Annotated in this window: 27 protein-coding genes and 1 tRNA gene; 17 read left to right on the plus strand and 11 right to left on the minus strand. The window is 65.2% G+C overall.

Features of this window, described 5'->3' with window-relative positions:
- Window positions 1–13: 13 nt before the first annotated feature.
- The 3 genes from CK221_RS04860 to CK221_RS04870 all read right to left on the minus strand — a co-directional run bounded on the left by CK221_RS04860 (window position 14) and on the right by CK221_RS04870 (window position 3655).
- Entirely contained in the window at window positions 14–1009 is a 996-nt protein-coding gene (locus CK221_RS04860; RefSeq protein WP_067323934.1) for an ABC transporter permease, read from the minus strand.
- On the minus strand, window positions 1006–2571 hold the full coding sequence (locus CK221_RS04865) for a sugar ABC transporter ATP-binding protein (RefSeq protein WP_095777090.1): 1566 nt from the start codon (window positions 2569–2571) through the stop codon (window positions 1006–1008). Before CK221_RS04865 ends, CK221_RS04860 begins: the two co-directional genes overlap by 4 nt.
- Window positions 2572–2692: 121 nt before the next feature.
- Window positions 2693–3655, minus strand: a complete 963-nt coding sequence (locus CK221_RS04870; RefSeq protein ID WP_095776910.1) for a sugar-binding protein — start codon at window positions 3653–3655, stop codon at window positions 2693–2695.
- A gap of 543 nt (window positions 3656–4198) precedes the next feature.
- On the opposite strand from CK221_RS04870, the gene CK221_RS04875 reads away from it, so the two are divergent.
- From CK221_RS04875 to CK221_RS04885, 3 genes are read left to right on the plus strand one after another with little or no spacing between them, the layout of a single operon-like run.
- Complete coding sequence (locus tag CK221_RS04875; protein WP_179295075.1) at window positions 4199–5311, plus strand: LacI family DNA-binding transcriptional regulator; 1113 nt, start codon at window positions 4199–4201, stop codon at window positions 5309–5311.
- Between the two features lie 23 nt (window positions 5312–5334).
- Window positions 5335–6915 (plus strand): nitronate monooxygenase, encoded by a 1581-nt coding sequence (locus tag CK221_RS04880; RefSeq protein ID WP_280952172.1) that lies wholly within the window; start codon window positions 5335–5337, stop codon window positions 6913–6915.
- Window positions 6916–6940: 25 nt separating this feature from the next.
- The gene (locus CK221_RS04885) at window positions 6941–7741 is read left to right on the plus strand and encodes a class I SAM-dependent methyltransferase (protein ID WP_095776912.1); all 801 of its coding nucleotides are present in this window, start codon (window positions 6941–6943) and stop codon (window positions 7739–7741) included.
- A 91-nt stretch (window positions 7742–7832) separates the two neighbouring features.
- On the opposite strand, the gene CK221_RS04890 is transcribed toward CK221_RS04885, so the two are convergent.
- From CK221_RS04890 to CK221_RS04900, 3 genes are all read right to left on the minus strand, one after another.
- Window positions 7833–7909, minus strand: a tRNA-Arg gene (locus tag CK221_RS04890).
- Window positions 7910–8167: 258 nt separating this feature from the next.
- Window positions 8168–9094, minus strand: coding sequence for a DUF1003 domain-containing protein (locus CK221_RS04895; RefSeq protein ID WP_095776913.1), 927 nt, complete (start codon window positions 9092–9094; stop codon window positions 8168–8170).
- A 522-nt stretch (window positions 9095–9616) separates the two neighbouring features.
- On the minus strand, window positions 9617–10540 hold the full coding sequence (locus CK221_RS04900; RefSeq protein WP_095776914.1) for a D-alanyl-D-alanine carboxypeptidase family protein: 924 nt from the start codon (window positions 10538–10540) through the stop codon (window positions 9617–9619).
- A 284-nt stretch (window positions 10541–10824) separates the two neighbouring features.
- Between CK221_RS04900 and CK221_RS04905 the strand changes: the two genes are divergently transcribed.
- From CK221_RS04905 to CK221_RS04915, 3 genes are all read left to right on the plus strand, one after another.
- Window positions 10825–11931 carry a hypothetical protein gene (locus tag CK221_RS04905; protein WP_095776915.1) on the plus strand — a complete coding sequence of 369 codons (1107 nt, stop codon included), beginning with the start codon at window positions 10825–10827 and terminating at the stop codon, window positions 11929–11931.
- A gap of 123 nt (window positions 11932–12054) precedes the next feature.
- Window positions 12055–12666 (plus strand): nucleoside triphosphate hydrolase, encoded by a 612-nt coding sequence (locus CK221_RS04910; protein WP_095776916.1) that lies wholly within the window; start codon window positions 12055–12057, stop codon window positions 12664–12666.
- A gap of 147 nt (window positions 12667–12813) precedes the next feature.
- Entirely contained in the window at window positions 12814–13122 is a 309-nt protein-coding gene (locus tag CK221_RS04915; RefSeq protein WP_095776917.1) for a hypothetical protein, read from the plus strand.
- 6 nt (window positions 13123–13128) lie between these two features.
- On the opposite strand, the gene CK221_RS04920 is transcribed toward CK221_RS04915, so the two are convergent.
- The 3 genes from CK221_RS04920 to CK221_RS04930 form a co-directional block, all read right to left on the minus strand.
- Window positions 13129–13833, minus strand: coding sequence for a glutathione S-transferase N-terminal domain-containing protein (locus CK221_RS04920; protein WP_066999120.1), 705 nt, complete (start codon window positions 13831–13833; stop codon window positions 13129–13131).
- A 198-nt stretch (window positions 13834–14031) separates the two neighbouring features.
- Window positions 14032–15240: a beta-ketoacyl-[acyl-carrier-protein] synthase family protein gene (locus tag CK221_RS04925; RefSeq protein ID WP_066999123.1), complete on the minus strand. Its 1209-nt coding sequence runs from the start codon at window positions 15238–15240 to the stop codon at window positions 14032–14034.
- Between the two features lie 4 nt (window positions 15241–15244).
- The gene (locus tag CK221_RS04930; protein WP_040975089.1) at window positions 15245–15499 is read right to left on the minus strand and encodes an acyl carrier protein; all 255 of its coding nucleotides are present in this window, start codon (window positions 15497–15499) and stop codon (window positions 15245–15247) included.
- Window positions 15500–15696: 197 nt separating this feature from the next.
- On the opposite strand from CK221_RS04930, the gene CK221_RS04935 reads away from it, so the two are divergent.
- Genes CK221_RS04935 through CK221_RS04955 form a run of 5 tightly spaced genes read left to right on the plus strand, consistent with a single transcriptional unit; the run spans window position 15697 to window position 18077 of the window.
- Window positions 15697–16539 carry an urease accessory protein UreD gene (locus tag CK221_RS04935; protein ID WP_179295085.1) on the plus strand — a complete coding sequence of 281 codons (843 nt, stop codon included), beginning with the start codon at window positions 15697–15699 and terminating at the stop codon, window positions 16537–16539.
- A 37-nt stretch (window positions 16540–16576) separates the two neighbouring features.
- On the plus strand, window positions 16577–16879 hold the full coding sequence (locus CK221_RS04940) for an urease subunit gamma (RefSeq protein WP_066999125.1): 303 nt from the start codon (window positions 16577–16579) through the stop codon (window positions 16877–16879).
- 10 nt (window positions 16880–16889) lie between these two features.
- The gene (locus CK221_RS04945) at window positions 16890–17144 is read left to right on the plus strand and encodes a DUF1272 domain-containing protein (RefSeq protein WP_066999128.1); all 255 of its coding nucleotides are present in this window, start codon (window positions 16890–16892) and stop codon (window positions 17142–17144) included.
- A 26-nt stretch (window positions 17145–17170) separates the two neighbouring features.
- Window positions 17171–17764 carry a HupE/UreJ family protein gene (locus tag CK221_RS04950; RefSeq protein ID WP_095776918.1) on the plus strand — a complete coding sequence of 198 codons (594 nt, stop codon included), beginning with the start codon at window positions 17171–17173 and terminating at the stop codon, window positions 17762–17764.
- Between the two features lie 7 nt (window positions 17765–17771).
- On the plus strand, window positions 17772–18077 hold the full coding sequence (locus CK221_RS04955; protein WP_095776919.1) for an urease subunit beta: 306 nt from the start codon (window positions 17772–17774) through the stop codon (window positions 18075–18077).
- A gap of 20 nt (window positions 18078–18097) precedes the next feature.
- Here CK221_RS04955 and CK221_RS04960 read toward each other — a convergent pair whose 3' ends face one another.
- Both CK221_RS04960 and CK221_RS04965 read right to left on the minus strand, forming a co-directional pair.
- Window positions 18098–18616 carry a hypothetical protein gene (locus CK221_RS04960; RefSeq protein ID WP_245430572.1) on the minus strand — a complete coding sequence of 173 codons (519 nt, stop codon included), beginning with the start codon at window positions 18614–18616 and terminating at the stop codon, window positions 18098–18100.
- Between the two features lie 117 nt (window positions 18617–18733).
- A complete protein-coding gene (locus tag CK221_RS04965; RefSeq protein WP_095776920.1) occupies window positions 18734–19105 on the minus strand; it encodes a hypothetical protein in 372 nt (123 codons plus the stop codon).
- Window positions 19106–19269: 164 nt separating this feature from the next.
- On the opposite strand from CK221_RS04965, the gene ureC reads away from it, so the two are divergent.
- The 6 genes from ureC (at window position 19270) to ureG (ending at window position 24003) form a co-directional block, all read left to right on the plus strand.
- A complete protein-coding gene (gene ureC / locus CK221_RS04970) occupies window positions 19270–20985 on the plus strand; it encodes an urease subunit alpha (RefSeq protein WP_179295086.1) in 1716 nt (571 codons plus the stop codon).
- Window positions 20986–21092: 107 nt separating this feature from the next.
- On the plus strand, window positions 21093–21698 hold the full coding sequence (locus tag CK221_RS04975; RefSeq protein ID WP_095776922.1) for a glutathione S-transferase family protein: 606 nt from the start codon (window positions 21093–21095) through the stop codon (window positions 21696–21698).
- Window positions 21695–22273 carry an urease accessory protein UreE gene (ureE, locus tag CK221_RS04980; protein ID WP_095776923.1) on the plus strand — a complete coding sequence of 193 codons (579 nt, stop codon included), beginning with the start codon at window positions 21695–21697 and terminating at the stop codon, window positions 22271–22273. Before CK221_RS04975 ends, ureE begins: the two co-directional genes overlap by 4 nt.
- Window positions 22266–22937 (plus strand): urease accessory protein UreF, encoded by a 672-nt coding sequence (locus CK221_RS04985; RefSeq protein WP_095777093.1) that lies wholly within the window; start codon window positions 22266–22268, stop codon window positions 22935–22937. Before ureE ends, CK221_RS04985 begins: the two co-directional genes overlap by 8 nt.
- Entirely contained in the window at window positions 22934–23374 is a 441-nt protein-coding gene (locus tag CK221_RS04990) for a DUF3995 domain-containing protein (protein WP_066999149.1), read from the plus strand. The genes CK221_RS04985 and CK221_RS04990 overlap by 4 nt, the downstream gene beginning before the upstream one ends.
- The gene (ureG, locus tag CK221_RS04995; protein ID WP_066999151.1) at window positions 23371–24003 is read left to right on the plus strand and encodes an urease accessory protein UreG; all 633 of its coding nucleotides are present in this window, start codon (window positions 23371–23373) and stop codon (window positions 24001–24003) included. The genes CK221_RS04990 and ureG overlap by 4 nt, the downstream gene beginning before the upstream one ends.
- Window positions 24004–24043 lie beyond the last annotated feature (40 nt).

Here is a 24043-nt window from a genome sequence, read left to right on the forward strand (position 1 = left end):
CGGACGAGGGAAGCTACTCCGCCGGCGCGCCGGCGACATTCCGGCGCGACGCCTCCATCATCCGGCGCCGGGCGCGGAACACGCCCCACTGCTGGTCGACCAGCACGCCGATCAGGATGACGCCGCCCATCACCGCGAAGTTCAGGGAGGACGGGATGCCGAGCAGATTGACGAGGTTTTGCAGTTCCTGCAGCAGCACGGTGCCGAGGATGACGCCTACCAGCGAGCCCTCGCCGCCGCGCAGCGAGAAGCCGCCAAGCACCGCCGCGGCGATGGCGTAGAGCTCATAGAACTGGCCGTGACTCGCCGGCGAGATCGAGCGCGTGTACATGGCGAAGTAGATCGCCGACAGCGCCGTCAGCACACCGCAGATCACGTATGCCGCGATCACCACGCGCCCGGTGCGAATGCCCGAATACTTCGCCGCTTCCTCATTCTTGCCGATGGCATAGAGATAGCGCCCGAACACCGAGCGGTGCAGCACCACCCACATGACGATGGCGATCACGATCAGCGCGATGAAGGAATTCGGCAACCCGCCGGAGCGGCCGGCGGTCAGGAATTCGAGATCCGGGAAATTCTGGCCGAAAGCGAAGCCCGCCGTGCCGTCGGCGGTGTAGAAACGGGCGACGCCGCGGTAGATCAGCAGGCCGCAAAGCGTCACCACGAAAGGCTGCATCTTGAGCCGCGTGATCAGCCAGCCATGCACGAAGCCGATGATGGCGCCGAGCACGATGATCAGCACGAAGGCCAACGGCCAGTCCATCTCGCGCACGGCGATGAAGTCGATGAACAGCGTGCCGAGCAGCGCGATCAGCGAACCGACCGAAAGCTCGATGCCGCCGGTGATAATGACGAAGGCCTGGCCGATCGAAAGGATGCCGAACAGCGCGACCAGGTTTGAGGTGTTGGCGAGATTGATCGTCGACAGGAAGCGCGGATTTATAGCCGTGACCACCGCGCCGACCACCAGGATCAGGACCAGCAGGCCGAGGTCTTTCTTGCTCATTGCGCTCCTCCCGCGGCTTGCGCCAGCTTCGGCTTCTTGCCCACCGCCAGCAACAGCACGTTCTCCTGGCTGAAATCGTCCCGGTCGAGAATGCCGGAGATCTGCCCCTCATGCATGACCGCGATGCGGTCCGAGACGCCGATCACCTCTTCCATGTCGCTGGAGATCATCAGCACCGCGACGCCGGCATCGGCCAGCGCCCGCATCAGCGCGTAGATCTCGGCCTTGGCGCCGATATCGATGCCGCGTGTCGGCTCGTCGAGGATCATCACCTTGGGGTTCATCGCCAGCCATTTGGCCAGAACCACCTTCTGCTGGTTGCCGCCGGACAGCGTGCCGGTGCGGGTCAGGACCGACGGCGCCTTGATGCCGAGATCCTTCTTCTGCTTCTCGGCGGTGGCGAGCTCCGCGCTGGTCGACACCAGCGAGCGCTTCGCATGCGCCGGCAGATTGGGCAGCGAAATGTTTTGCGCGATCGAGAGGTCGAGCAGGATGCCGGTCAGCTTGCGGTCTTCGGGCACCAGGAAGATGCCGCTCGCCACCGCATCGGCGGCCGATCCGACATTGAGCGCCTTGCCGTCCAGCGCGACACTGCCGCCGAGCCGCTCGTCGATGCCGAACAGGACGCGCGCGAGCTCCGTGCGGCCGGAGCCGACCAGGCCGGCAAGCCCGAGGATTTCGCCGCGCCGAAGCTCCAGGTCGACCGGGTGATCGGGATAGGCGCTGGTGCGCACCGCTGTTGCCGAGAGCGCGACGCCGCCCGGCGCGCGCCCCGCCTCCGCTGCTTTCTCGCGCTGCTTAAGCATGCGCCCGATCATCAGCTTGACCATCTGGTCGTGATTGATGTCGCTCTTCGGCAGCGTGCCGGCCAGCATGCCGTCGCGCAGCACCACGACGCGGTCGGCGACGCGCTCGACCTCGTGCAGGCGGTGCGAGATGAAGATGACGCTGATGCCTTCCGCCCGCAGCCCCTTGATCACGTCGAGCAGCTTTTCGGTCTCGGCGATCGGCAGGCTGGAGGTCGGCTCGTCGAGGATCACCAGCCGCGCCTTGATCGACAGCGCCTTGGCGATCTCGACCATCTGCTGCTGCGCCAGCGACAGCGAGGCGACCGGCGCGTCGGCCGAGAAATTGGCGCCGACGCGTTTCAGGAGCGGCGCCACCATCTCGCGCAGTTTGGCGCGGTCGACCAGCTTCAGCGGCCCGGCCTTGAGCGGCTCGCGGCCGAAGAAGATGTTGGCGGCGACGTCGAGGTTTTCGAACAGGTTGAGCTCCTGATGCACGAAGGCGATGCCGGAGCCGATGCTGGCTTCCACGGTCAAGCCGTCATGCGCGACGCCGTCGACGGTGACGGTGCCGCTGTCCGGCCGCGTCACACCGCCGAGGATCTTCATCAATGTCGATTTGCCGGCGCCGTTCTCGCCGACCAGGCCGATCACCTCGCCCGGCCTGACCTGCATCGAGAAGCCGTCCAGCGCCACGACGCCGGGATAGGTCTTGCGCACGGCCTCGAGGCTCAGGAACGGAGCGGATTGGACGATGGATGGGTCGGAATAATTCATCACGCCATTGTTCATCGCGCTTATCGGCAGCCGGTAGACTGCAGACTGACGGGCCGCATGCGGCCCGTCAATACGGACGCCGGCTCAAGGCGAAGCTTGAGCCGGCGCAACTGTGCATCGATTACTTGCCGGCCATCGCCTTCAGGTTTGCGGCATAGGCGTCGACATCGTCCTTGCCGATGATCTTGGTCGGCACGATGATCAAGCCGTTGGCCGGAATGCCCGACTTGTCGCCCTTGAGGTAGGCGGCCATCAGCTTCATGCCCTGATAGGCCCATTCGAAGGGCTGCTGCACCACGGTCGCGGCAACCGTGCCTTCCTTGACGCCGCCCAGCGTGATCGGATCGTCGTCGAAGCCGACGACGGTGATCTGGCCGAGCTTGCCGGCGTCGCGCAGCGCCTCATAGATGCGCGGCGTATTGTAGGAGTAGAAGCCGACCATGCAGGTGATGTCGGGGCTGGCGACCAGCGCGTCCTCGACATTCTTCTTGGCCCGCGCCTGGTCGATGTCGTCGCCGCGCACGTCCACCAGCTCGATCTTGCTGCCGGCAAGCCCCTCCTTCATGCCCTCGATGCGCTCCTTGGCATTGTCGGCGCCGAGCAGGCCGACGAAGCCCAGGCACTTGCCGCCGTTCGGCATCGCCTTCTTGGCGATCTCGGCCGCCTGCTTGCCGGCATCGACGTTGGACGAGCCGATATAAGCGACGCGCTTGGTCTGCGGGGCGTCGCTATCGGTGGTGAACAGAGCGGTCTCGGACGCGATCTTGTTCAGCCCGTCGGTCGAGGTCTTGGGGTCGACTGCCGACACCATGATGCCCTTCACGCCGGCCGTCACTAGGTCGTCCATCAGGCGCTGCTGGATGGCGACCGACGACTGCTCGGGATATTTCAGCTCGAGATTGTAGTCGGGCAGTTCGCCCTGCGCCTTCTTCACGCCGGCTTCCGCGGCCTTCCAGAAGTCTGACGCGCCGTTGACGACAAAGGCCAGCGTCGGCTTGTCGTCGGCGCGCACGGCTGCGCTGGCCGTCAGGCCAATAGCCAAGGCCGCCGCGGCGACGGACGCGTTGCGTATCATGGATTTCATGCTTCAACCTCCCTTTTGAAACTCATCGCTGATGTCTCGGCTGCGGCCTGGACGCCCTCCTCCTCAAGGGTCTGGCACCTAAGGTCCGGGGCCGATCCAGCCGCGACCGAAACACTAGACACAGATTTGACGTTCGTAAATAGTCCGATTTGTCTGACATTTTCGTGAGGATGAGGGCAGCCCTCTTCCGGCAAATTGCCGGGCAGCGAACCTGCGCTCCTCCCAGATGCCGTCGCCGCAGCTCGCCCGGCGACGCGTTGACAGTAGATCGCTTACCGATATTAGTAAATAGTATTAGTAGCGGGATCGGACCGGCACACCAACACGGCGAACCGGGTGCCGCGGTGGGCGCCGGCGGAAGCAGGATTTGCGCTGGTCGGGTCGACAAAACTCGGGAAAAATGACAGCTTTGCTGACCTTTTTGGCCATTTTGTCGCCGCGTGCCGTGGCTGGTGTCAACGCCCTTTTTAGTGATAATAGTTATAAGCATTCCTGCTGGGTGGCGGGCTTTGCGTAACAGCCCGGCAGGTTTGGGAAACGACCATGAGCGAACCGACGCAACTGCGCAATCCACGGGAAACGTCCAGACGCCGCAAGGCCTCGGCCAAGCCCAAGGGCCGGGTCACCATGACCGATATAGCGAGGGCCGCCGGCTGTTCGCAGGCGACGGTCTCTTTCGTGCTCAACAATTCGCCGGGCATCAGGCTGTCGCGGCAGACGCGCGACCGTGTGATCGAGGCAGCTAGAGCGCTGGGCTATTCGCCGCCGATCTTTTCAGCTTTGCGTCCGCCCGTCACGCCCTTCGAAGGGCTGGACGGCGTCATCGGCTTCGCCGTCGACCAGCTCGCCACCAGCCCCGAGGCGGTTGTGGCCATCGAGGGCGCGCGCCAGGCCTCTTGGAATGCCGGCAACGTGCTCTTGGTGGCGCAGACCATGGGTGACGCCGTCATGGAGCCGCGCGCCATCCAGGCGCTCACCCGGCGCGGCCTCTCGGCGCTGATCTACATGACCATCTTCACCCGCGAGATCACCGCCCCCGAGTTCCTCTACAGCCTCGACATTCCGGTCATCTTGCTCAACTGCTACACTGCCGACTATGCCTTCCCGGCCGTGGTGCCCTCCGAGATCGCCGGCGGCCAGAGCTCCACCCGGCATCTGATCAGCCGCGGCCACCGCCGCATCGCCACCATCACCGGCGAACCCTGGATGCAGGCGGCGCAGGATCGGCTGAAGGGCTATCGCCGCGCTTTGGCCACCGCCGACATCCCCTTCGATCCGGACCTGGTGGTGGAGGGCGACTGGTCGGCCAGCGCCGGCTATGCCGCGACGGTGAGGCTGCTTGCGCTGAAAGACCGCCCGACCGCCATCTTCTGCCAGAACGACCGCACGGCGATCGGCTGCTACGAGGCGCTGAAGGAGGCCGGCCTGCATATCCCCGGGGACATTTCCGTGATCGGCTATGACGACGAGGAGATCGCCCGCCACCTCTTCCCGCCGCTGACGACATCGATCCTGCCGCATCTGGCGATGGGCCAATGGGCGATCGAGCAATTGGAGACGCCGCCGCCCGGCCGCGGCCGCTATCCCATCACCAAGCTTGAATGCCCGCTGGTGGAGCGGGAGAGCGTGGGAGCGTGCCTCGCACAATTCCGGTGACCCCGTCTTGATCCAGGCCTATGATGGACTGCGCGTGTTCCTTTCCCGACACAGGAAAAACGCTCGTGTGGCCGAACCGTCGTTTATGCGATCTCTTAAAGATCGAGCACCCGATCATCCAGGCTCCGATGGCCGGCTCGGCGACTCCGGAACTCGCCGCCGCGGTGAGCAACGCCGGCGGGCTGGGATCGCTCGGCTGCGCATCGATGCTGCCGGACGGCTTGCGCACCGCTGCGCGCCAGCTGCGCGCCTCGACCGAGCGTCCCTTCAACTTCAATTTCTTTGTTTTTCCCAGACCAGACACCAGCGACGCCGTGCTGACCCAGGTCATCGACAGGTTGCGGCCCTACTACGAGGAGCTGTCGCTCGACGAACCCTCGCGGAGGCTTCCGCCGATCGGACCGGGTTTCGACGAAGAAAAGCTTGAACTGCTGCTCGAGATCCGCCCACCGGTCGTCAGCTTCCATTTCGGCATTCCGGACGCGGCCGCGGTCGCCAAGTTGAAGCAGTCCGGGATCGTGGTTATCAGCACCGCGACGAATGTCGCCGAAGCGCGCCAACTCGCCGACGGCGGAGCCGACGCGGTCGTAGCTCAGGGCTGGGAGGCAGGCGGCCACCGGGGATCGCACGCTCCCAACCGTCCCGGTGACGGCGTGGGAACGTTGGCGCTGGTTCCCCAGGTCGTGGATGCCGTCAAGCTGCCGGTCATTGCCGCCGGAGGCATCGCCGACGGCCGCGGTATAGCGGCCGCTTTCGCGCTTGGTGCCAGCGGCGTGCAGATCGGCACCGGCTTCCTGTCTTGCGACGAGGCCGGCACGGACGGACCGCGCCGAGCCCTGATCCGCGCCGCCACGGACATGGACACGATGGTCACCGATGCCTTCACCGGCCGCGCGGCGCGGGCGAGACGCACCCGCTTCGCCTTGGAGATGGAGGTGAACCGGGCGCACCTCCCCGACTTCCCGCAAATGGTTGCGCTCAGCGCTCCGCTCGGCGAGGCCGGTGCAAAAGGAGATTTCGCCTTCCATCTCTATGGGCAGGCGGCCGCCTTGAACCGGGAGCTTCCTGCCCGGCGAATTGATGCAGACGCTCGTGGCCGAAACCGGCGAGGTGTTCGAAGCGCTTTCGACCGGCAAAACGACGCCTGCGTGAGCGAAGTCTCCACTCGTAGACGTCGCGGACAGGTTGCAATCCGGACTGCGACAAGATCAGCCGGCAGGCAGGGATGCCATCCGGGCGCGATCGATGATGCTGGCATTCGGCGGCAAGCGGCGATCGCCCAGCTCGGCCAGTTTTGCGGCCATATGCGCTCTGGTGATCTGCGGCAGCGAAACGCACAAGGCGATCTCGATCACGCCGCGGAACGCGTCGGCATCCTCGTTTGCGGCGGCGAAAAGCCGGGCCATGACCGGATACGGCGGCGGAACAGGAAGGCCCTCCGCCAACGCGTTCATCTCGGCGATCCGGGCTCGGTCGGCGGCGATCTGGTCGCGATAGAACACTGGCGCTCGGCTTCGGCATCGTATGCTCCTGCCAACGCCCACCTGTGCGATCTCGGGACGAGGCTGGTTTCGTTGCTTGGCATGGTTCCCGCGTGGGTCTAGGCTGAAACCAGCAAGGGAGGACGGGATGACATCAAGCTTCACCGTTCACGCGGCATCGGGCTATGAGCAGCTCATGGGCCGCTGGAGCCGCAGGCTCGCGCCCAAGTTCATCGACTTCGTCGGCCTGGCCGGCGGCGAGAAGATCCTCGACGTCGGCTGCGGCACCGGCAGCCTGACCTTCGAACTGGCGAAGTGGCGCGATCTCGCCGAAATCCAGGCCATCGACTTCTCATCCGTCTTCGTCGCGGCGGCGAAGGAGAGGAACACCGATCCGCGCATCACTATTCAGCAGGCGGACGCCACGGCGCTGCCTTTCGAGGACAATGCGTTCGACCGTGCGCTGGCGCTGCTGGTGCTTCACTTCGTGCCGGAGACCGGCAAGGCGGTGGCCGAGATGCGCCGCGTAACGCGGCCGGGCGGCGTGGTCGCCGCCGTTGTGTGGGACCATCTTGGCGGCATGCCGGCCATGCGCATGATGATCGACACCGTTGCCGCGCTCAGCGAAAGCGGCCGCCAGATGCGCAATCGCTACTGCTTCCAGCCGATGATGCAGCCCGGCGAAATGAAGCGGACCTTTGTCGAACAGGGCTTGGCCGACGTCACCGAAACCGAGCTGATGATCCGCATGGATTACCAGAATTTCGACGACTACTGGGCGCCGATTGCCGCCGGCGAAGGCCCGCTCGGCAAATATATGACCACGCTCGACGCCGCCGAGCGGACCCGCACCGAGGCTGCAGTCCACGATGCCTATCAGGCCGGTCGTGCCGATGGGCCGAGGTCTTTCGCCAGCGTCGCCTGGGCCTGCCGCGGCATCGTGCCCTGACTTTTAGCGCTATCTGAGCTGCGCGCGGACGGCGTCGCGGAAACTGCGGTCGCCTAGCCGGCCAGTGCCGGCAGCCAGCGGTGCCAATAGTTGGCGCACCCGACAAGATTCGAACTTGTGACCTCTGCCTTCGGAGGGCAGCGCTCTATCCAGCTGAGCTACGGGTGCTTCCCGGGAAACCGGAAAACGAACCGGCCGGTGAGCCGGCCAGCCACGGCTTCTTAGCGGAAGCGCGTGCCGGCTTCAACGGCCAATTGGCCTGGCGGAATATTCGCAATAGCGGGCAGGCTGGTATTCGTCCGATGGAGGTGCCGGAGTCGAGAGCGAGCGGTCCCAACTGATGTAGGGATCGGAGGCCGGTGGCCCGCTTCGGCAATGCATCGAGATTTCCGAGCGTTGTTCAGGCGCAAGCTCTCGCCAGCCCTTTCACCCCTCCGCGTCTCTCTCCGCCACCCTCCGCTGCACCCCGCGCGTCGCCCGCTTCTGCTTCTTCGCGGTCAGCTCGTGCATGGCGTCGAGCTGCATCTGCTGCATCTCGGCCAGGCGCTGCCATTGGCGCGAGATCAGGTAGTCGAGCTTTTCGTGCAGGTGCCGCACTTCGAGCTCGGCCTTGAGGTTCACCCGGTAGTCGTTGAAGGAGCGCAGCCGGTCCTTCGCCTCCTGCCGCTTCTGGCTCATCATGATGATCGGCGCCTGGATGGCGGCGATGCAGGAGAGCAAGAGGTTGAGCAGGATGAACGGGTAGGGATCGAAGGCGGCGGCCGCGCCCTCGACGAGGTTGAGGCCGATCCAGATCAGAAGCACCGCCGCGAACGAGATCAGGAACCACCAGCTGCCGCCGAAGGCCGCCATGTCGTCGGAGACGCGGTCGGCGAAGGAGCGGCGCTCCTCGAACTCTTCTTCCGAGTTTTCCGAGATCGTGTCCTGTCTGGCGATCGATTCCACCACTTGGCGGTCGAGCTCGGAGAACTCGCCATGCTCCTGCTGCAGCAATTCCTCCATGTAGCGCATGCGGTAGCGGGCAAGCTCCTCGCGGCTGATGCGGGCGCCGCGCGGCAGGTCGGGATGGTCGGAGCGGATGCGGTCGGCGAGGCTCGGCCTGAGGTCGTCGACGCGCACCAGGTCGCGCTTGCGGAACTTCCGGCCGCTGATCGCCGACGGTTTTTTCTTGGGCTTTGCGCGCGCCGCGCCAGGCAGGTGCGGCTCCGAATCCGGCACCTCCGGCGCTTCGAGGATCTCGTCCGCCGCCTCATGCTGATCTTCCGGCACGGTGGCCGCCTCAAGATATTCGCCGCCCGAGTCGTTTTCGGTGTCGGCCATTGTCTGCGCGGATGCCTTCGGGTCGCCGGCCATGCTCAGTGCTCCTCTTCTCGGGCTTCGATACGATACGCCGAGCCGGCGCGGCATATCCATCGCGACTGTGAAGCTGGTGTGACCGAACAAGTTGTTGTGATGGATGGATCTGCTTTCGGCGCGCAAAGACATAGATCCAATTCTGGGAAGATTCGGTTGAAAGGGCTTACTGAGCAACAACAAATCTCTCGGGGCAGCGCCGCCCCTCATCCGCCTGCCGGCACCTTCTCCTGTATAGACGGGGAGAAGGAGGCTGGGCGCAGGCTCGGCGCCTTCCTCTGCACCGCTGGCTATTGGCGAAACCGGCGATGAGAGCGCCCCTCTCCCCGTCACTTACGGGGAGAGGATGCCGGCAGGCAGGTGAGGGGCAGCGCCGCCGGTCGAAAGCATTGGTCCTGCCTCGCTGGAGCCATGGTCGCCACCGCCTGGCCTGTCCTGGCCCTGTGGGGGTCCTGGCCAGTAAATTACATCAAAAGGTCAAGCCGGTCGCTTGAGCAGGCTGCCGCCGCCACCCGCACTTCGCTACTGCGCCGGCAGACCGGGCAGCGACGAACTCGGCGCCGGCACACCCGGAAGCGCAGAACCGGCCGGCTGCTGCCCGGCATACATCAGCCGCGTCTGCGCATCGGCGCTCATCGGCGCCAAGCTGCGCTGGATCAGCGCCTCGACATGGTCGTTGCGCTGGCGCGCGCTTTGGGCGCCCATCACCACCACGATTAAATGCCTGCCGTCGGCATTGTAGGAGGTGACGATGTTGTAGCCGGAGGCGCGGATATAGCCGGTCTTGATGCCGTCGACGCCGCGCACCCGTCCCAGCATGTCGTTATGGCCGCGCACCAGCCGGCCGCGGAACATGAAGTCGCTTTCGGAGAAATAGTGGAAATGCTGCGGGAAGCGGCGCTGGAGCGCGATGCCCAGCACCGCCATGTCGCGCGCCGTCGTCACCTGGCCGTCGTCGGGCAGGCCGCAGGCGTTGCGGAAGTGGGTGCTGGTCATGCCGAGCTGGCGCGCCTTGGCGGTCATCATGGCGGCGAACTGCTCCTCGCTGCCGCCGCCGAGATATTCGCCCACCGCCACCGCCACGTCGTTAGCCGACTTCACCACCATGGCGCGGATGGCGGAATCGACGTCGATCGTCTCGCCGCGCCTGAAGCGCAGCTTCGTCGGCGGCTGCGCGGCGGCGTGGTTGGATACCGGGATCTGCGTCTCCTTGCTCACCCGGCCGCTCTCCAGCGCCTCGAACAGCATGTAGAGCGTCATCATCTTGGTCAGCGACGCGGGATAGCGTTGCGCCGTCGAATTGACCTCGAACAGCATCTTGCCGGTCGAAGCGTCGACCACGATCGCGGCATATTTCTGCGGCTGCGCCGGCACGGCCAGCACGGTCTCCGGCGGCGCGGCGGTGGTGCAGCCGGCAATGAGGAGCAGCAGGACCAGCGCGGCCATCAGTTTGTGGAGGAGCGAAAGCGGAGTGGACAAGATTGTTTCAAAAACGGTTGCGGAGATGCGGCGAAGCTAGCGTACCGCATCCGCCCCGTCCAACTGGTTAACGGCGGGAATGAGGCATTTGCCCAGCTTTTGGCGGTTTGCAGGAGGTTGAATTGCCTTCAAGGTCGGCAGCGCCAAGTTCGACAATTGGTGGCATTCGCTTGATGCAAAATGCCTATCGCCCTGCTTGCGCCGCTGCCGCCGGTCAGGCTTTGTTGTCACCGAAGATTCGAGGTTTGGCAATGGACACCCTCAGCATCAACGCAAAAGGCATCTCGGTTTCGCTCGATCTCGCCGTCGGCCACATCGCCGCCCTGGAAATCGAGGCCGATGGCCGCCGCCTAAAACCGCTGCACCGCGCGCCCTGGGTCGGCTCGCCGCGCGCGACCTTGCCGGAAAACCTCCCCGAAGGCACGGTGCGCCTGTCCGGCGACTTCCTCTGCGCGCCGTTCTCCACCAGCGATGTCGAGGAAGCACCCCTCCATGGCTGGCCCGCCAACAGCGAGTGGGATGTCGTCGAAAGCAGTGCCATCGCCGGCGGCTGGCGCGCCGTTTTCCGCTTGCGGCGCAAGGTGATGGGAGCTTCCATCGACAAGCTCTTCACGCTCCGCGACAACCATCCTTTCCTCTACCAGGAACACATCTTCTCCGGCGGTTCCGGCGCCATTTCCGTCGCCCACCATCCGATGACGGCGATGCAGGACGGCGGCCGGCTCGCCTTCTCGCCGAAACGTCTGGCGGTCACGCCGGCGACCCCGCTGGAGCCCGATCCGGCGCGCGGCCGGTTTCGGCTGGCCTATCCCGCCCGCGCCACCGACCTGACCCGTTTCCCGCTCGCGGCCGGCGGCACCGCCGATCTCGCCGACTACCGCATGGAAGACCGGCGCGAGGATTTCATCATCCTGGTCGAGGCAGATCATGGCGGGCCGGGCTGGACGGCGCTCGCCCGCCGCGCCGAGCAGGATCTGGTGCTGGTGCTGAAGAACCCGGCCGAGCTGCCGGTCACCATGCTGTGGTTCAGCAATGGCGGGCGCGACTATGCGCCCTGGAGCGGCCGCCATGTCGGCGTGCTCGGCATCGAGGACGGCCGCGCCGCGGTCGGCCACGCCGCCTCGCTCGGCGACAATTGGCTGAAGCATGAAGGCGTGGCGACGGCCTTTGCGCTTGCCGAAGGGCGCAGCGTCTCCTTCCGCCATGTCATCGGCGCGGTTCCGGCAGCCGACGTCGAACCGCCGAGCGGCTTGGAACAAGCGACCGATCGATTGCGCATCCTTGCCCAAAATGGCTCAGCGAAGGAGATACCGTTCGACGGCGAATTCCTGCGCATCGGCCGTTCCGTACCCGCCTGAGGCCCTTGCTCCGCCAGAGGATGCCGACCGATCTCAAGGGCGCGCGGCAGAGCCTTATAACCGTTTGAAATTTCTCCCCGGTGCCGCCAAGATGCGGCCGGAGTCGCTAGCGAAGAGGCGCTGATGTCTGACTTAGCCCATATCACTGCCGCCATCTTCAAGCGCGCCGGCAAGGCCAAGCGTTTCGTCGTTGCCATTGCCGGCCCGCCGGGAGCCGGCAAGTCGACCATATCGGGCAGGCTGCATGAATTGCTGCCGGAGGGCACGTCCGAAGTCGTGCCGATGGACGGCTTCCACTATGACGACATCGTGCTCAACCGGCGCGGCCTGCGCGCCCGAAAAGGGGCGCCGGAAACCTTCGATTTTGCCGGCTTCGAGATGCTTTTGAAGCGGATCCGCTCCGGCGAGCCGGACATTGCCATTCCGGTCTTCGATCGCAGCATCGAACTCTCGCGCGCCGCCGCCGAGATCATTTCCGCCGACACCAAGTTCATCCTGGTCGAGGGCAACTATCTGCTGCTCGACGAGGAGCCGTGGTCGCGGCTGGCAGAGCTGTTCGATTTCACCATTTTCGTCGATGTCCCGCGCAACGAGCTCGAGCGCCGGCTGATGGAGCGCTGGCGCGGCCATGGCAAGTCCGACGAGGACGCCCGCGCCTGGATCGCCTCCAACGACATGCCCAATATCGAGCGGGTGCTGGCGCGTCGCCGGGAGGCCGACCTGGTGATTGGTTAACCTGCTCAATTTTCACCATTTTCGGGCGGGAACCTTAAGATTTACAGGTCGTTATCTCCATGACCCGAATTGTCCGGCACTGACGCGATTCCAGGAAAGAAAGTGTGTAACGGCTTCCGGAATTGCGCGATAACAGGGAGCCGTCTTATGGCAACCAAGACCAGAAAACCCGCGCTTGCAAGAAGCAGAGCCAATCAATCCAGAGCTGGTGCAGCTACCGCAACGGCCGAGCGCTCCAAGGACGCCAAGCCGAGCTTCGGCAAGGCCGCGCCCAAGAAAGTCGTGCCCGGCACCGCGCACAAGGCCCCCGCGAAGGCCGCGAAGCCGCATAAGCCGGCGGCAAGCTCGGGGCCGATCCGCACTGTGGCAAGCGTGGCGACCGGCGCGGTGGTGGCCACCGCGCGGCTTGCCGCATCCGTGCTCGGCCGAGGCGGCGCCAAGGCCAAGCCCAAATAGAGCGACTTAGCTCCTGGCCGGGATAGTCAGGCCCCTCTGCACGGCGGGCCGTGCGAGGCCGCGCTCCAGCCATGCCGCGACACCGGGGAAATCGTCGAAGCCGACCAGATCGCGCGCTTCGTAGAAGCCGATCAGATTGCGCACCCAGCCGAGCGTCGCGACGTCGGCGATGGTGAACTCGTCTTCCATGATCCATTGCCTGCCCTTGAGCCGCGTTTCCAGGACGCCGATGAGGCGCCTCGACTCGTCGCGATACCGCTCCAGCGGGCGCTTGTCGGCGATCTCGCGCCCGGCGAATTTGTTGAAGAAGCCGACCTGTCCGAAGATCGGGCCGATCGCGGCCATCTGGAAGAACACCCACTGGATCGTCTCGTAGCGCCGGATGGGATCGGCCGGGATCAGCTTGCCGGTCTTGTCGCTGAGATAGAGCAGGATGGCGCCGGATTCGAACAGCCCGATCGGCTTACCGCCGGGCCCGTTCGGATCGATGATTGCCGGTATCTTGCCGTTCGGGTTGAGCGACAGGAACTCCGGCGTCCAGCTCTCGTTCTTGCCGATGTCGACCGGATGCGGCTCATAAGGCAGGCCGATCTCCTCCAGTGCGATCGAAATCTTCACACCGTTGGGCGTCGGCCATGAATAGAGCTGCAGGCGATCGGGATGCTTGGCCGGCCAGCGCTTGGCGATCGGAAAGGCGGACAGGTCGGTCATCGGGGCTCCGGATGCGGATGGGCGCGTGGCGGCGCGCGTGGCGGGTGGGCAAGAATTAGGATCCCGACCCTTCGGGATCAATATGGCCGGCAATCGACCCCCCGTGGACGGTCAGTCAGCCAAAGCACCCGCAAGGATGGGAACGCGTCCGGCGCCGGCGAGCGCCCGTGTCGGGTCGCCCATCTCAGATCGCCCGTCTCAGATCGCCTTGAAGGCCAGCACGGCATTGGTGCCGCCGAAGGCAAAACTGTTGCTCAGTGCTGCGCGCACCTTGCGCTCGCGCGCCACATTCGGCGTCACGTCGAGATCGCATTCGGGGTCGGGCTCGCGGAAATTGGCAGTCGGCGGCACGATGCCGTCGCGGATCGCCATGACGCAGGCGATCATCTCCAGCCCGCCCGAGGCGCCAAGGCAATGCGCATGCATCGACTTGGTCGAGGAGACCGAGAGCGCGCTCACATGCTCGCCGAAGACGCGCTTGATCGCCGCGGTCTCGATCTGGTCGTTGGCCTTGGTGCCGGTGCCATGCGCATTGAGATAGTCGACGTCCTCGGGATTGAGCCCTGCATCCACCAGGCAGAAGCGCATCGCCGCTTCCGGTCCCTCGACGGTCGGCGCGACGATGTCGGAAGCGTCGGCCGAGAGGCCCGCGCCGGCGATCTCGGCAAGGATGGTGGCGCCGCGCGCCATCGCGTGGTCGTAGCTTTCCAGCACCGCCATGCCTGCGCCTTCGCCGAGCGACAGGCCCTGGCGGTCGGCAGAGAACGGCCGGCAGGTGTCGGGCGAGAGCACGCGCAGCGCCTCCCAGCCCTTGAGCACGCCCCAGACCAGCGGCGCCTCGGTGCCGCCGGCGACCATGACGTCGGCGCGGCCAAGCCGGATCTGGTCGACGGCCGAGGCGATGGCATGATTGGCCGACGCGCAGGCCGAAGTGACGCCGAACACAGGTCCGCGCAGGCCGAGACTCATGCTGACCTGGCCGGCGGCCGCGCCAGGCATAACCTTCGGCACGGTGAAGATAGCAGCGCGGTTGCGCCCCTCGATCAGGATCGCGCGGTAATTTTCCTCGATCGTCTCGAAGCCGGCGACGCCGACGCCGACAACGGCACCCATCCGATAGGTGTTGTCGGTATGCGCGACCAGTCCGGACTGCCGCATCGCTTCGCGCGCCGCGATCACCGCCAGCAGGCTGAAGCGGTCCATCGACACCACCTGCTTGCGATCGATGCCGTGATCGGGCAACGCCTTGATTTCGGAGCCGACCTTGACCTTCAGGTCATGCAGCGAAGGATTGTCGATCGGGCCGATTGCCGAGCGGCCGGCGCGCATGGCGTCCCAGATCGCCGGCACATCGGTGCCGAGCCCGCATATTCCGCCAATGCCGGTGATGACGACGCGCTTGAGCATGCAGTCAGGCTTTTTTCGCGATCAGTTCGCGAACCGCCTCGACCATGTCGCCGACGTTCTTGAGGTTGCTCCAGGCGTCGACCGTGTTCATCTCGATCTCGATGCCGTACTTCTCCTCGAGATCGAAGATGATCTCGGTCAATTCCAGCGAATGGATCCCCAGCGTGTTGAGATCCGTGCTCGGCGTGATTTCTTCGCCGCCCGGTTCGGCATGCGCCTTGATCTTTTCGATGATTTCGGTCGTCAGCTGGTCAGCCATTCGGTTCCTTCCCCTGTCGTTTTCCGACGCCAACTGATCAGCGCCCCTGTGTCCCCGGATTCACAAACGTCGTCGCCCCTTACCTCGCCAGGAATCCGTGTGACCGCTCCAAGGTGGCTCCCTCTATAGAAACCGAAACGATGTCAAGCAACAAGCTATATATCGACAAAGCCGGTGGAGTGCTTAACGTTGGCGCCGTGGACATGATCGAGGATATCCTGATTTCGCTGCCTGCCGCGCAACGTGTTGCCGGGCGAGGCAGGCTTTTCTGCGGCAAGAGCCGCGGCAGGACCCGCCTTCAACGTCTCTATCAGGACGGATCGGCGAAGATTCGCATGCCGGCGGTGCAAGGCGACCCGCTCGAGGCCGTGCTGATCAACACGGCCGGTGGGCTGACGGGCGGCGACCGGCTGGGCTGGGAGATCGAGGTCGGCGAGGGCGCCTCGGCATCGATCACCACCCAGGCCTGCGAGAAGATCTATCGCGCCGCATCCGACCGGGCCGAGACGAAGGTCAGGCTCGCAGTTGGCGCCGGCGGCCGCATTGCCTGGCTGCCGCAGGAAACCATCGTTTTCAACCACGCGGCCTTCGCCCGCGCGCTGCATATCGAGCTGGCGGTCGGGGCCGAGGCGCTGCTCCTGGAGGCGACGCTGTTCGGCCGGCTTGCGATGGGCGAACGGACGGTCCTGGGCAATTTCCATGACCGCTGGCGGGTTCGCCAGGGTGGCAGGCTCATCCACGCCGAGGACTTTCGCATCGGCCCGGATATCGCGGCCGGGCTCCAGCGCCAGGCCGTGGCCGGTGGCGCGCTTGCAATTGCAACGATGCTTCTCGTCTCCCCGCGTGCGGAAACCATGCTGGGGCCTGCCCGCGCGATTATCGGTGATCAGGGTGGCGCCAGTTTCTGGAGCGTCGGGCAATCTGGCAAGCTTCTTGCGAGGCTCACCGCCGGCGACGGCTACCAGCTCCGCAAGCGGCTGGTTCCGCTCGTCGAGCTGCTCAACGGACGGGCTGGCCTGCCCAAATTATGGTCACTTTGACCTTCGAATACTTTGATCGTGAGTACCGAGAAGACGCATGAACCTGACGCCGCGTGAAAAGGACAAGCTGCTGATCGCCATGGCGGCGATCGTGGCGCGCAAGCGAATGGAACGCGGCGTCAAGCTCAACCACCCCGAGGCGATCGCGCTGATCACCGATTTCGTCGTTGAGGGCGCCCGCGACGGCCGCTCGGTGGCCGAGCTGATGGAGGCCGGCGCCCATGTCGTCACGCGCGCCCAGGTCATGGACGGCATTGCCGAGATGATCCACGACGTCCAAGTCGAGGCCACATTTCCCGACGGCACCAAGCTGGTGACCGTGCACGAACCGATTCGGTGAGGAGGACCCGATGCTGGAACTCAGACCCAATTGCGAATGCTGCGACAAGGATCTGCCGCCGGAGGCGGCAGATGCGCTGATCTGCACCTTCGAATGCACCTTCTGCGCCGATTGTGCGCAAGATGTTCTCGGCGGCGTCTGCCCGAACTGCGGCGGCAATTTCGCGCCGCGGCCGATCCGGCCGGCGGCAAAGTTGAAGAAATACCCGGCCTCGACCAAACGCGTGCTCAAGGCCGGAGGCTGTGGCCCCCGCAAGGCCGCCTGAGTCGGCAATTCGAAAAGGACCCGCCCATGATTTCCGCTTCGACGAAACGCACCGCGCTTGCCGCGATCCTCTTCCTGGCGGCGGCGATGCCGGCTTACGCCCATGTCGGCGTCGGCACGACCTCGTCCTTCACGGCGGGCTTCATGCACCCGCTGTCGGGCCTCGACCATATGACCGTCATGATCGCGGTCGGCCTGTGGGCGGCGATGAAAGGCAGCAAGGCGGTGTGGGCATGGCCGCTCGCCTTTGTCGGCGTGATGGTGGCGGGCGCAGCACTCGGCATGCTGCAGGTGCCGGTGCCTTTCGTCGAGCCTGGTATTCTCGCTTCGGTCGTGGCCATCGGGTTGCTGGCGGCGCTGGCGGTCGACCTGCCGGTCTCGGCGGGTGTGGCCATCATCGGCTTGTTCGCCCTGTTCCACGGCCATGCGCATGGCACCGAAGTGCCGGAAAATGCCGGCGGCCTCGAATATATGGCGGGTTTCGCCGTGGCGACGGCGCTTCTTCATGGCATCGGCATAGCGGCCGCGCTCGGTCTTGGGCTCCGCTTCCGCCCCCTGGCGCGTCTTGCCGGCGCCGCCTGCGCGACGGTCGGCGCTGGCCTGGCCTTCGGCGTTCTGTGAGGCCGCGATGATCCCGGGCGAAATCATCACGTCAAAGGGCGACATCGAGTTGAACAAGGGCCTGCCGACGGTGACGCTCAGGGTCGCCAACAGCGGCGACCGTCCGATCCAGGTCGGCAGCCACTATCATTTCTTCGAGACCAACGAGGGACTGAAATTCGACCGCGAACGCGCCCGCGGCATGCGGCTCGACATCGCCGCCGGCACGGCCATGCGCTTCGAGCCGGGCCAGGAACGTGACGTCACGCTGGTGCCGCTCGGCGGCAGGCGCGAGGTCTATGGATTTCAACAGAAGGTGATGGGCAAGCTGTGAGGCGTGGCGGCGCGCTCAAATCACTTCGGCGGCTTGGCGGCCGCGTAGATGACGACCTTCCCGGGATTGTCGAACTCGACGGCAAGCACGTCCTCGGCCTGCACGCGCCGCGAATCGATCGCATTGAAGAGCAGGGCGTTCGCTTCGATCTCCTGCCGCAGCTCCGCGACGTCTTCCTGATGCTGCTTCACCTTGTTCTCGATCGCAGGCGGCGGCCCGCCTTCGCTGCGCGCGGCATCCGTCAGGAAAACGATATCGACGGTATCCAGCTTGGTCGTCTTGCGCACGGTGCCGATATTGTCGCGCGTGCGGTCGATGGCGGTGATGACCTTGCCGGCCTCCGTCTTCGACAGCGCCTCCTCCTGCCGCACGTCGGAATCGACGATCGTCGCGCCCGGCTTGTTGCTGTCCAGTGGCGGCTTGCCGTCCGCAGGCTGCGCGGGAAACGCTGGGGCGGCGACCACGAGAAGCATGGCCACCACAAGGGCTGGAAAGACAAGGGCTGGAAATCCTGTTCCGGGGCACGGGGCGCTCGCCATCGCTCGCTCCTGGTTGAACTTGTGGCGGGGCGAAAAAGGCGAAACGAGTCCTGTCGGCGGGAGGTTCCGTTTGCGATGATGCTGACGGGCCTGCAACCGGCCCGCCAGCATTGGTCGTCAGCTCGCCTTCTTGGTGATCAGCGTCAGCGCGCCATTGGGTTGCAGGCTGGCGGCGATCACCTGCGCCGAGCTCATCCCCTTGGCTTCGAGCGCGGACTTCACCTTGGGTGTCGCGTCGATCGATTTGCGCAATGTCTGCAGGCCGGCGTCGCCGCGTTGGGCGACGATCTGATTGACCTGCGTCTGCGTGTCCTTTGGCAGTTCCGTAATATCGACGATGCTGACGCTCTCGATCGTTGGCGCCTTGGGCGCGGCGGCAGCAGGTGCCGCCGGCGCCGGGCTCGGCTGCGGCGCGGGCTGCTGCTGCGCGCTGGCCGCACCCGCCATCATCAAGCTGGCGGCGGCCGCGAAAAGTATCCTCTTTCGCATGGATATTCCTTCCCTCGGTTTGGAAAACGGTCGTTTTGGGCTGACTCGGTCACCTCAACCGCCAAATGGGATTGGAAGGTGTCGTCGAGCGGGTCATTGCGTGACCATTGGATGGCGACAATGTGCGCTCCGCGCCCACACAAACTCGCTTTTGGGAGCAATCGCTGATGGCAAGAATTTCCCGTGCCGCCTATGCGCAGATGTACGGCCCCACGGTCGGCGACAAGGTGCGGCTTGCCGACACCGAGCTCGTTATCGAGGTCGAGAAGGATTTTACCGTCCATGGCGAGGAAGTGAAATTCGGCGGCGGCAAGGTCATCCGCGACGGCATGGGCCAGAGCCAGGTATCTAGGGCGGGCGGTGCCGTCGACACCGTCATCACCAACGCGCTGGTCGTCGACGCGCTCGCCGGGATCGTCAAGGCCGATGTCGGTCTGAAGGACGGTCGCATCGCCGCAATCGGCAAGGCAGGCAATCCGGACGCCCAGGATGGCGTCACCATCATCATCGGTCCCGGCACCGAGATCATCGCCGGCGAGGGCAAGATCCTCACGGCCGGCGGCTTCGACGCGCATATCCACTTCATCTGCCCGCAGCAGATCGAGGAAGCGCTGATGAGCGGCATTACCACGATGCTCGGCGGCGGCACCGGTCCGGCGCATGGCACCTTGGCCACCACCTGCACGCCCGGCCCCTGGCACATGGCGCGCATGATCCAGTCTTTCGACGCTTTCCCGATGAATATCGGGCTGTCCGGCAAGGGCAATGCGTCGCGGCCGGCGGCGCTGGAGGAAATGGTGCTCGCCGGCGCCTGCTCGCTGAAGCTGCATGAGGATTGGGGCACGACGCCGGCCGCGATCGACTGCTGCCTTTCGGTCGCGGACGACTATGACGTGCAGGTGATGATCCACACCGACACGCTGAACGAGTCAGGGTTTGTCGAGAACACGGTTGCCGCGATCAAGGGCCGCACCATCCATGCCTTCCACACCGAAGGCGCCGGCGGCGGGCATGCGCCCGACATCATCAAGGTCTGCGGCCTGCCCAACGTGATCCCGTCATCGACCAACCCGACGCGGCCTTACACGGTCAACACCCTGGCCGAGCATCTCGACATGCTGATGGTTTGCCATCATTTGTCGCCGTCGATTCCCGAGGACATCGCCTTTGCCGAAAGCCGCATCCGCAAGGAGACGATCGCGGCCGAGGACATCCTGCACGACATCGGCGCCTTCTCGATCATCTCGTCCGACAGCCAGGCCATGGGCCGCGTCGGCGAGGTGGCCATCCGCTGCTGGCAGACCGCCGACAAGATGAAGCGCCAGCGCGGTGCGCTGGCTGAGGAGACGGGCGACAACGACAATTTCCGGGTCCGCCGCTATATCGCCAAATACACCATCAATCCGGCCATCGCGCATGGCCTGTCGAAGGAGATCGGCTCCGTGACGGCCGGGAAACGCGCTGATCTCGTGCTGTGGAACCCGGCCTTCTTCGGCGTCAAGCCGGAGATGGTGCTGGTAGGCGGCACAATCGCCGCCGCCCCGATGGGCGATCCCAACGCATCGATCCCGACGCCGCAGCCGATGCACTACCGGCCGATGTTCGGCGCCTACGGCAAGGCGCTGACCAACTCCGCGGTCACCTTCGTCCCCAAGGCGGCTTTTGATGCCGGCTTGCAGGGCAGGCTTGGCGTAGAGAAGGCGATGGTCGCGGTCGAGAACACGCGCGGCGGCATCGGCAAGCATTCGATGGTGCTCAACGACGCCACGCCGCACGTCGAGGTCGACCCGGAAACCTATGAGGTGCGCGCCGACGGCGAGCTCTTGACCTGCGAGCCGGCGACCGTGCTGCCGATGGCGCAACGGTATTTTCTGTTTTAGCGCTACCGCATTTCATTCGTCCTGCGGCTCTTCGACCTCATCGCCTGATCGCCATTGGGTTGATGGCTTGGATGGTCTAGGCTCCGGGAAGAGGCAGGATTCCAACCATGTACAAGGCCGTCGGATCACGAGGTTCCCGGGTCAGCCGCGTGCTCTGGATGCTCGAGGAGCTCGGGCAATCCTATGAGTTCGTAGAGGTGAAGCTGCGCTCGCCCGAGGCCTATGCACTGAACCCTTCCGGCAAGGTGCCGATCCTGATCGACGGCGAGCTGACGATCACTGATTCGGCGGCGATCTGCGTCTATTTAGCGGACAAGCATACCGATAAGGGGATGGGCGGTAATCCCGGGCTCGCCGGCCGCGCCGAGATGGATTCCTGGATGCATTTTGCTCAGAGCGAGTTCGAAGCGCCGCTGTGGAACAAGCTGCGCCACCGCTTCATCCTGCCCAAGGAGCTGCGCGTCGATGTCGGCCCAGCCGCCGCCCATGATTTCGCTTCGGAAGTGAAGGCACTGCACCGCCGGCTCGGCGACAAGCCCTTCGCGCTCGGCGACCGCTTTTCCGCCGTCGACGTTCTGCTCGGCGATATGGGTGGTTGGGCGCGCGCCGGCCGGTTCTCGGTCGACTCAGATCGCGTCAACGCCTATTTCGATCGCGTGCTGTCGCGACCCGCCCGCGCGCGGGCGCAAGCCAATGGCGGAGCCACGAAATGAAGCTCAACATCAACACCGATTTCACCAAATTTCCGCGCGCCGTCTCGGTGCTCCCGGCCGGCGAGGGCGGAGCGGCGACACCTTTCGACAAGGCCATCTTGACGCATGACGAGCGGCATTTGCGCCGCCGCGCCATCGAAACCGTCGGCGGCGACAGGCTGTTGGTCGATCTGCCCGAGCCGGTGGCGCTCGGCAATGGCGACCGGCTGGTGCTGGAGGACGGCCGCCAGCTCGAGATCGTCGCCGCGCCGGAGGAAGTCTACGACATCCGCGCCCGCGACACCGTGCACCTCACCGAGCTTGCCTGGCATATTGGCAACCGCCACCTCGCGGCGGCAATCGAGGCGGACCGTATCCTCATCCTGCGCGACCATGTCATCAAGGCGATGCTGGAAGGGCTCGGCGCCACGGTCAGCGAGGTGCTGGAACCGTTCAGTCCCGTGCGCGGCGCCTATTCCGGACATGGCCACGACCATGGCCATGCGCATGATCATCACGGCCACGACCATCACGATCATGATCACGCGCATGGCCATCATGACCACGACCACGATCACCACCATCACCATGACTGACCAACCGTCCGGTACCGCACTGCTGCGGCTGATGGCCTGGCTGTCGCCGTCCTTTCCGGTCGGCGGCTTCTCCTACAGTCACGGTCTCGAGCGCGCCGTGCATGACGGACTAGTCGCCGATCGCCGGGATCTCGCCCAGTGGCTGGGGACGCTGGTCGAGATGGGCTCGGGCTGGAACGATGCGGTGCTGTTTGCCGAAAGCTGGCGGCGTGCGCGTGACGGCGGCGATATCGCCGAAGTTGCCGCGCTTGCCGAGGCGCTTGCCGGATCGCAGGAGCGCCACGTGGAAACCATGCTCCAGGGCGCCGCCTTCCAAAAAGCCGCCTCTGCCTGGCCCTGTCATCCGCTGGAGCGGCTGCCTGCGGATTGCCCCTATTGCGTCGCTGTCGGCGCGATCGCTGGCAGCGATGGCATCGGCTTGGCGGACGCGCTGTCGGCCTTCCTGCAGGCCTTCTTCTCCAACCTCGTGCAGGCCGCTATCCGGCTCGGCGTTGTAGGACAGGTCGACGCCACATCTTTGGTAGCCGGCTTCGAACCGTTGGCGCTCGCGACAGCTGCTCGCGCCGCGAACTCCACGCTCGATGATCTCGGCGGCTCGGCCTTGAAATCCGACATTGCCGCGATGAAGCACGAAACCCAATATTCGCGTCTGTTCCGCTCATGATCATTCTTGCCTTTGTCCTCTCCCTCATCCTGCTGCTGATCACCACGCTGCACGTCTATTGGGGCATAGGCGGCATCTGGCCGGGAAAGGACGCGAAATCCTGCGCCCGCGCCGTCGTCGGCTTTCGCGGCGTGGATGACATGCCCTCGCCCGTCGCGAGCTTTGCCGTCGCCGCGTGCCTGGCGCTCGCGACGCTATGGCCGCTGGCCCTTGAAGGCGTCTTCGCCTCGCCCTTTCCCAGGCAGGGCCTTGCCGCTACCGCGCTGCTCTTCGGCATCGTCTTCTTGGGGCGAGGTATCGCCGGCTTCACGCCCTGGTGGCGCGGGCTGACGCCGGAGCAGCCTTTCGCACGGCTCGACCAGCGCCTCTACTCGCCGCTCTGCCTGTTGATCGGGCTGGGCTTCGCAATCCTCGCCATCACGGAGTTTCCGGCATGAGCCAAGCCAATGGTCCCCTGCGCATCGGCATCGGCGGTCCCGTCGGTTCCGGCAAGACGACGCTCACCGAAAAGCTCTGCAAGGCGCTGCGCGACAGGTTCTCGATCGCCGTCGTCACCAACGACATCTACACCAAGGAAGACGCCATGATGCTGGCGCGCCTGCAGGCGCTGCCGGAGGAGCGCATCGTCGGCGTGGAGACCGGCGGCTGTCCGCATACGGCCATCCGCGAGGACGCCTCGATCAACCTGCGGGCGATCGCCGAGCTGCACCGCAAATTCCCCGACCTCGACATCGTCTTCATCGAATCGGGCGGCGACAATCTCGCCGCCACCTTCTCGCCGGACCTTGCCGATCTGACCCTCTATGTCATTTCCGTTTGCCAGGGCGAGGAGATACCGCGCAAGGGCGGCCCGGCCATCACCCGCTCAGACTTCCTCGTCATCAACAAGAGCGATCTGGCGCCCTATGTGAACGTCAACCTCGACGTCATGCAGGCGGACGCCGCCCGCATGCGCGGCAAGCGGCCATTCGGCTTCACCGATCTGTCGCGCGGCAAGGGTCTACAGGAGGTGATCGAGTTCATCGTCGAGCTGGGCGGGCTGCAATCGGCACGGCCTGCCGCCTGACCCATCAGTTTGCGGTTGCTGGCAGCCGCCATGCACGGCA

The organism is Mesorhizobium sp. WSM3868 (assembly GCF_002294785.1).
Taxonomy (GTDB): Bacteria; Pseudomonadota; Alphaproteobacteria; order Rhizobiales; family Rhizobiaceae; genus Mesorhizobium.

Coding starts and splice junctions, on each gene's coding strand:
- CK221_RS04880 (WP_280952172.1), top strand. CDS start 5,335: ATGGACTGCGCGTGTTCCTTTCCCGACACAGGAAAAACGCTCGTGTGG.
- ureE (WP_095776923.1), top strand. CDS start 21,695: ATGAAGCTCAACATCAACACCGATTTCACCAAATTTCCGCGCGCCGTC.
- CK221_RS04960 (WP_245430572.1), bottom strand. CDS start 18,616: ATGGCGAGCGCCCCGTGCCCCGGAACAGGATTTCCAGCCCTTGTCTTT.
- CK221_RS04920 (WP_066999120.1), bottom strand. CDS start 13,833: ATGACCGACCTGTCCGCCTTTCCGATCGCCAAGCGCTGGCCGGCCAAG.
- ureG (WP_066999151.1), top strand. CDS start 23,371: ATGAGCCAAGCCAATGGTCCCCTGCGCATCGGCATCGGCGGTCCCGTC.
- CK221_RS04885 (WP_095776912.1), top strand. CDS start 6,941: ATGACATCAAGCTTCACCGTTCACGCGGCATCGGGCTATGAGCAGCTC.
- CK221_RS04895 (WP_095776913.1), bottom strand. CDS start 9,094: ATGGCCGGCGACCCGAAGGCATCCGCGCAGACAATGGCCGACACCGAA.
- CK221_RS04865 (WP_095777090.1), bottom strand. CDS start 2,571: ATGAATTATTCCGACCCATCCATCGTCCAATCCGCTCCGTTCCTGAGC.
- CK221_RS04950 (WP_095776918.1), top strand. CDS start 17,171: ATGATTTCCGCTTCGACGAAACGCACCGCGCTTGCCGCGATCCTCTTC.
- CK221_RS04990 (WP_066999149.1), top strand. CDS start 22,934: ATGATCATTCTTGCCTTTGTCCTCTCCCTCATCCTGCTGCTGATCACC.
- CK221_RS04975 (WP_095776922.1), top strand. CDS start 21,093: ATGTACAAGGCCGTCGGATCACGAGGTTCCCGGGTCAGCCGCGTGCTC.
- CK221_RS04930 (WP_040975089.1), bottom strand. CDS start 15,499: ATGGCTGACCAGCTGACGACCGAAATCATCGAAAAGATCAAGGCGCAT.
- CK221_RS04875 (WP_179295075.1), top strand. CDS start 4,199: ATGAGCGAACCGACGCAACTGCGCAATCCACGGGAAACGTCCAGACGC.
- CK221_RS04910 (WP_095776916.1), top strand. CDS start 12,055: ATGTCTGACTTAGCCCATATCACTGCCGCCATCTTCAAGCGCGCCGGC.
- CK221_RS04965 (WP_095776920.1), bottom strand. CDS start 19,105: ATGCGAAAGAGGATACTTTTCGCGGCCGCCGCCAGCTTGATGATGGCG.
- CK221_RS04860 (WP_067323934.1), bottom strand. CDS start 1,009: ATGAGCAAGAAAGACCTCGGCCTGCTGGTCCTGATCCTGGTGGTCGGC.
- CK221_RS04940 (WP_066999125.1), top strand. CDS start 16,577: ATGAACCTGACGCCGCGTGAAAAGGACAAGCTGCTGATCGCCATGGCG.
- CK221_RS04925 (WP_066999123.1), bottom strand. CDS start 15,240: ATGCTCAAGCGCGTCGTCATCACCGGCATTGGCGGAATATGCGGGCTC.
- CK221_RS04985 (WP_095777093.1), top strand. CDS start 22,266: ATGACTGACCAACCGTCCGGTACCGCACTGCTGCGGCTGATGGCCTGG.
- CK221_RS04915 (WP_095776917.1), top strand. CDS start 12,814: ATGGCAACCAAGACCAGAAAACCCGCGCTTGCAAGAAGCAGAGCCAAT.
- CK221_RS04905 (WP_095776915.1), top strand. CDS start 10,825: ATGGACACCCTCAGCATCAACGCAAAAGGCATCTCGGTTTCGCTCGAT.
- CK221_RS04955 (WP_095776919.1), top strand. CDS start 17,772: ATGATCCCGGGCGAAATCATCACGTCAAAGGGCGACATCGAGTTGAAC.
- CK221_RS04870 (WP_095776910.1), bottom strand. CDS start 3,655: ATGAAATCCATGATACGCAACGCGTCCGTCGCCGCGGCGGCCTTGGCT.
- CK221_RS04945 (WP_066999128.1), top strand. CDS start 16,890: ATGCTGGAACTCAGACCCAATTGCGAATGCTGCGACAAGGATCTGCCG.
- CK221_RS04900 (WP_095776914.1), bottom strand. CDS start 10,540: ATGGCCGCGCTGGTCCTGCTGCTCCTCATTGCCGGCTGCACCACCGCC.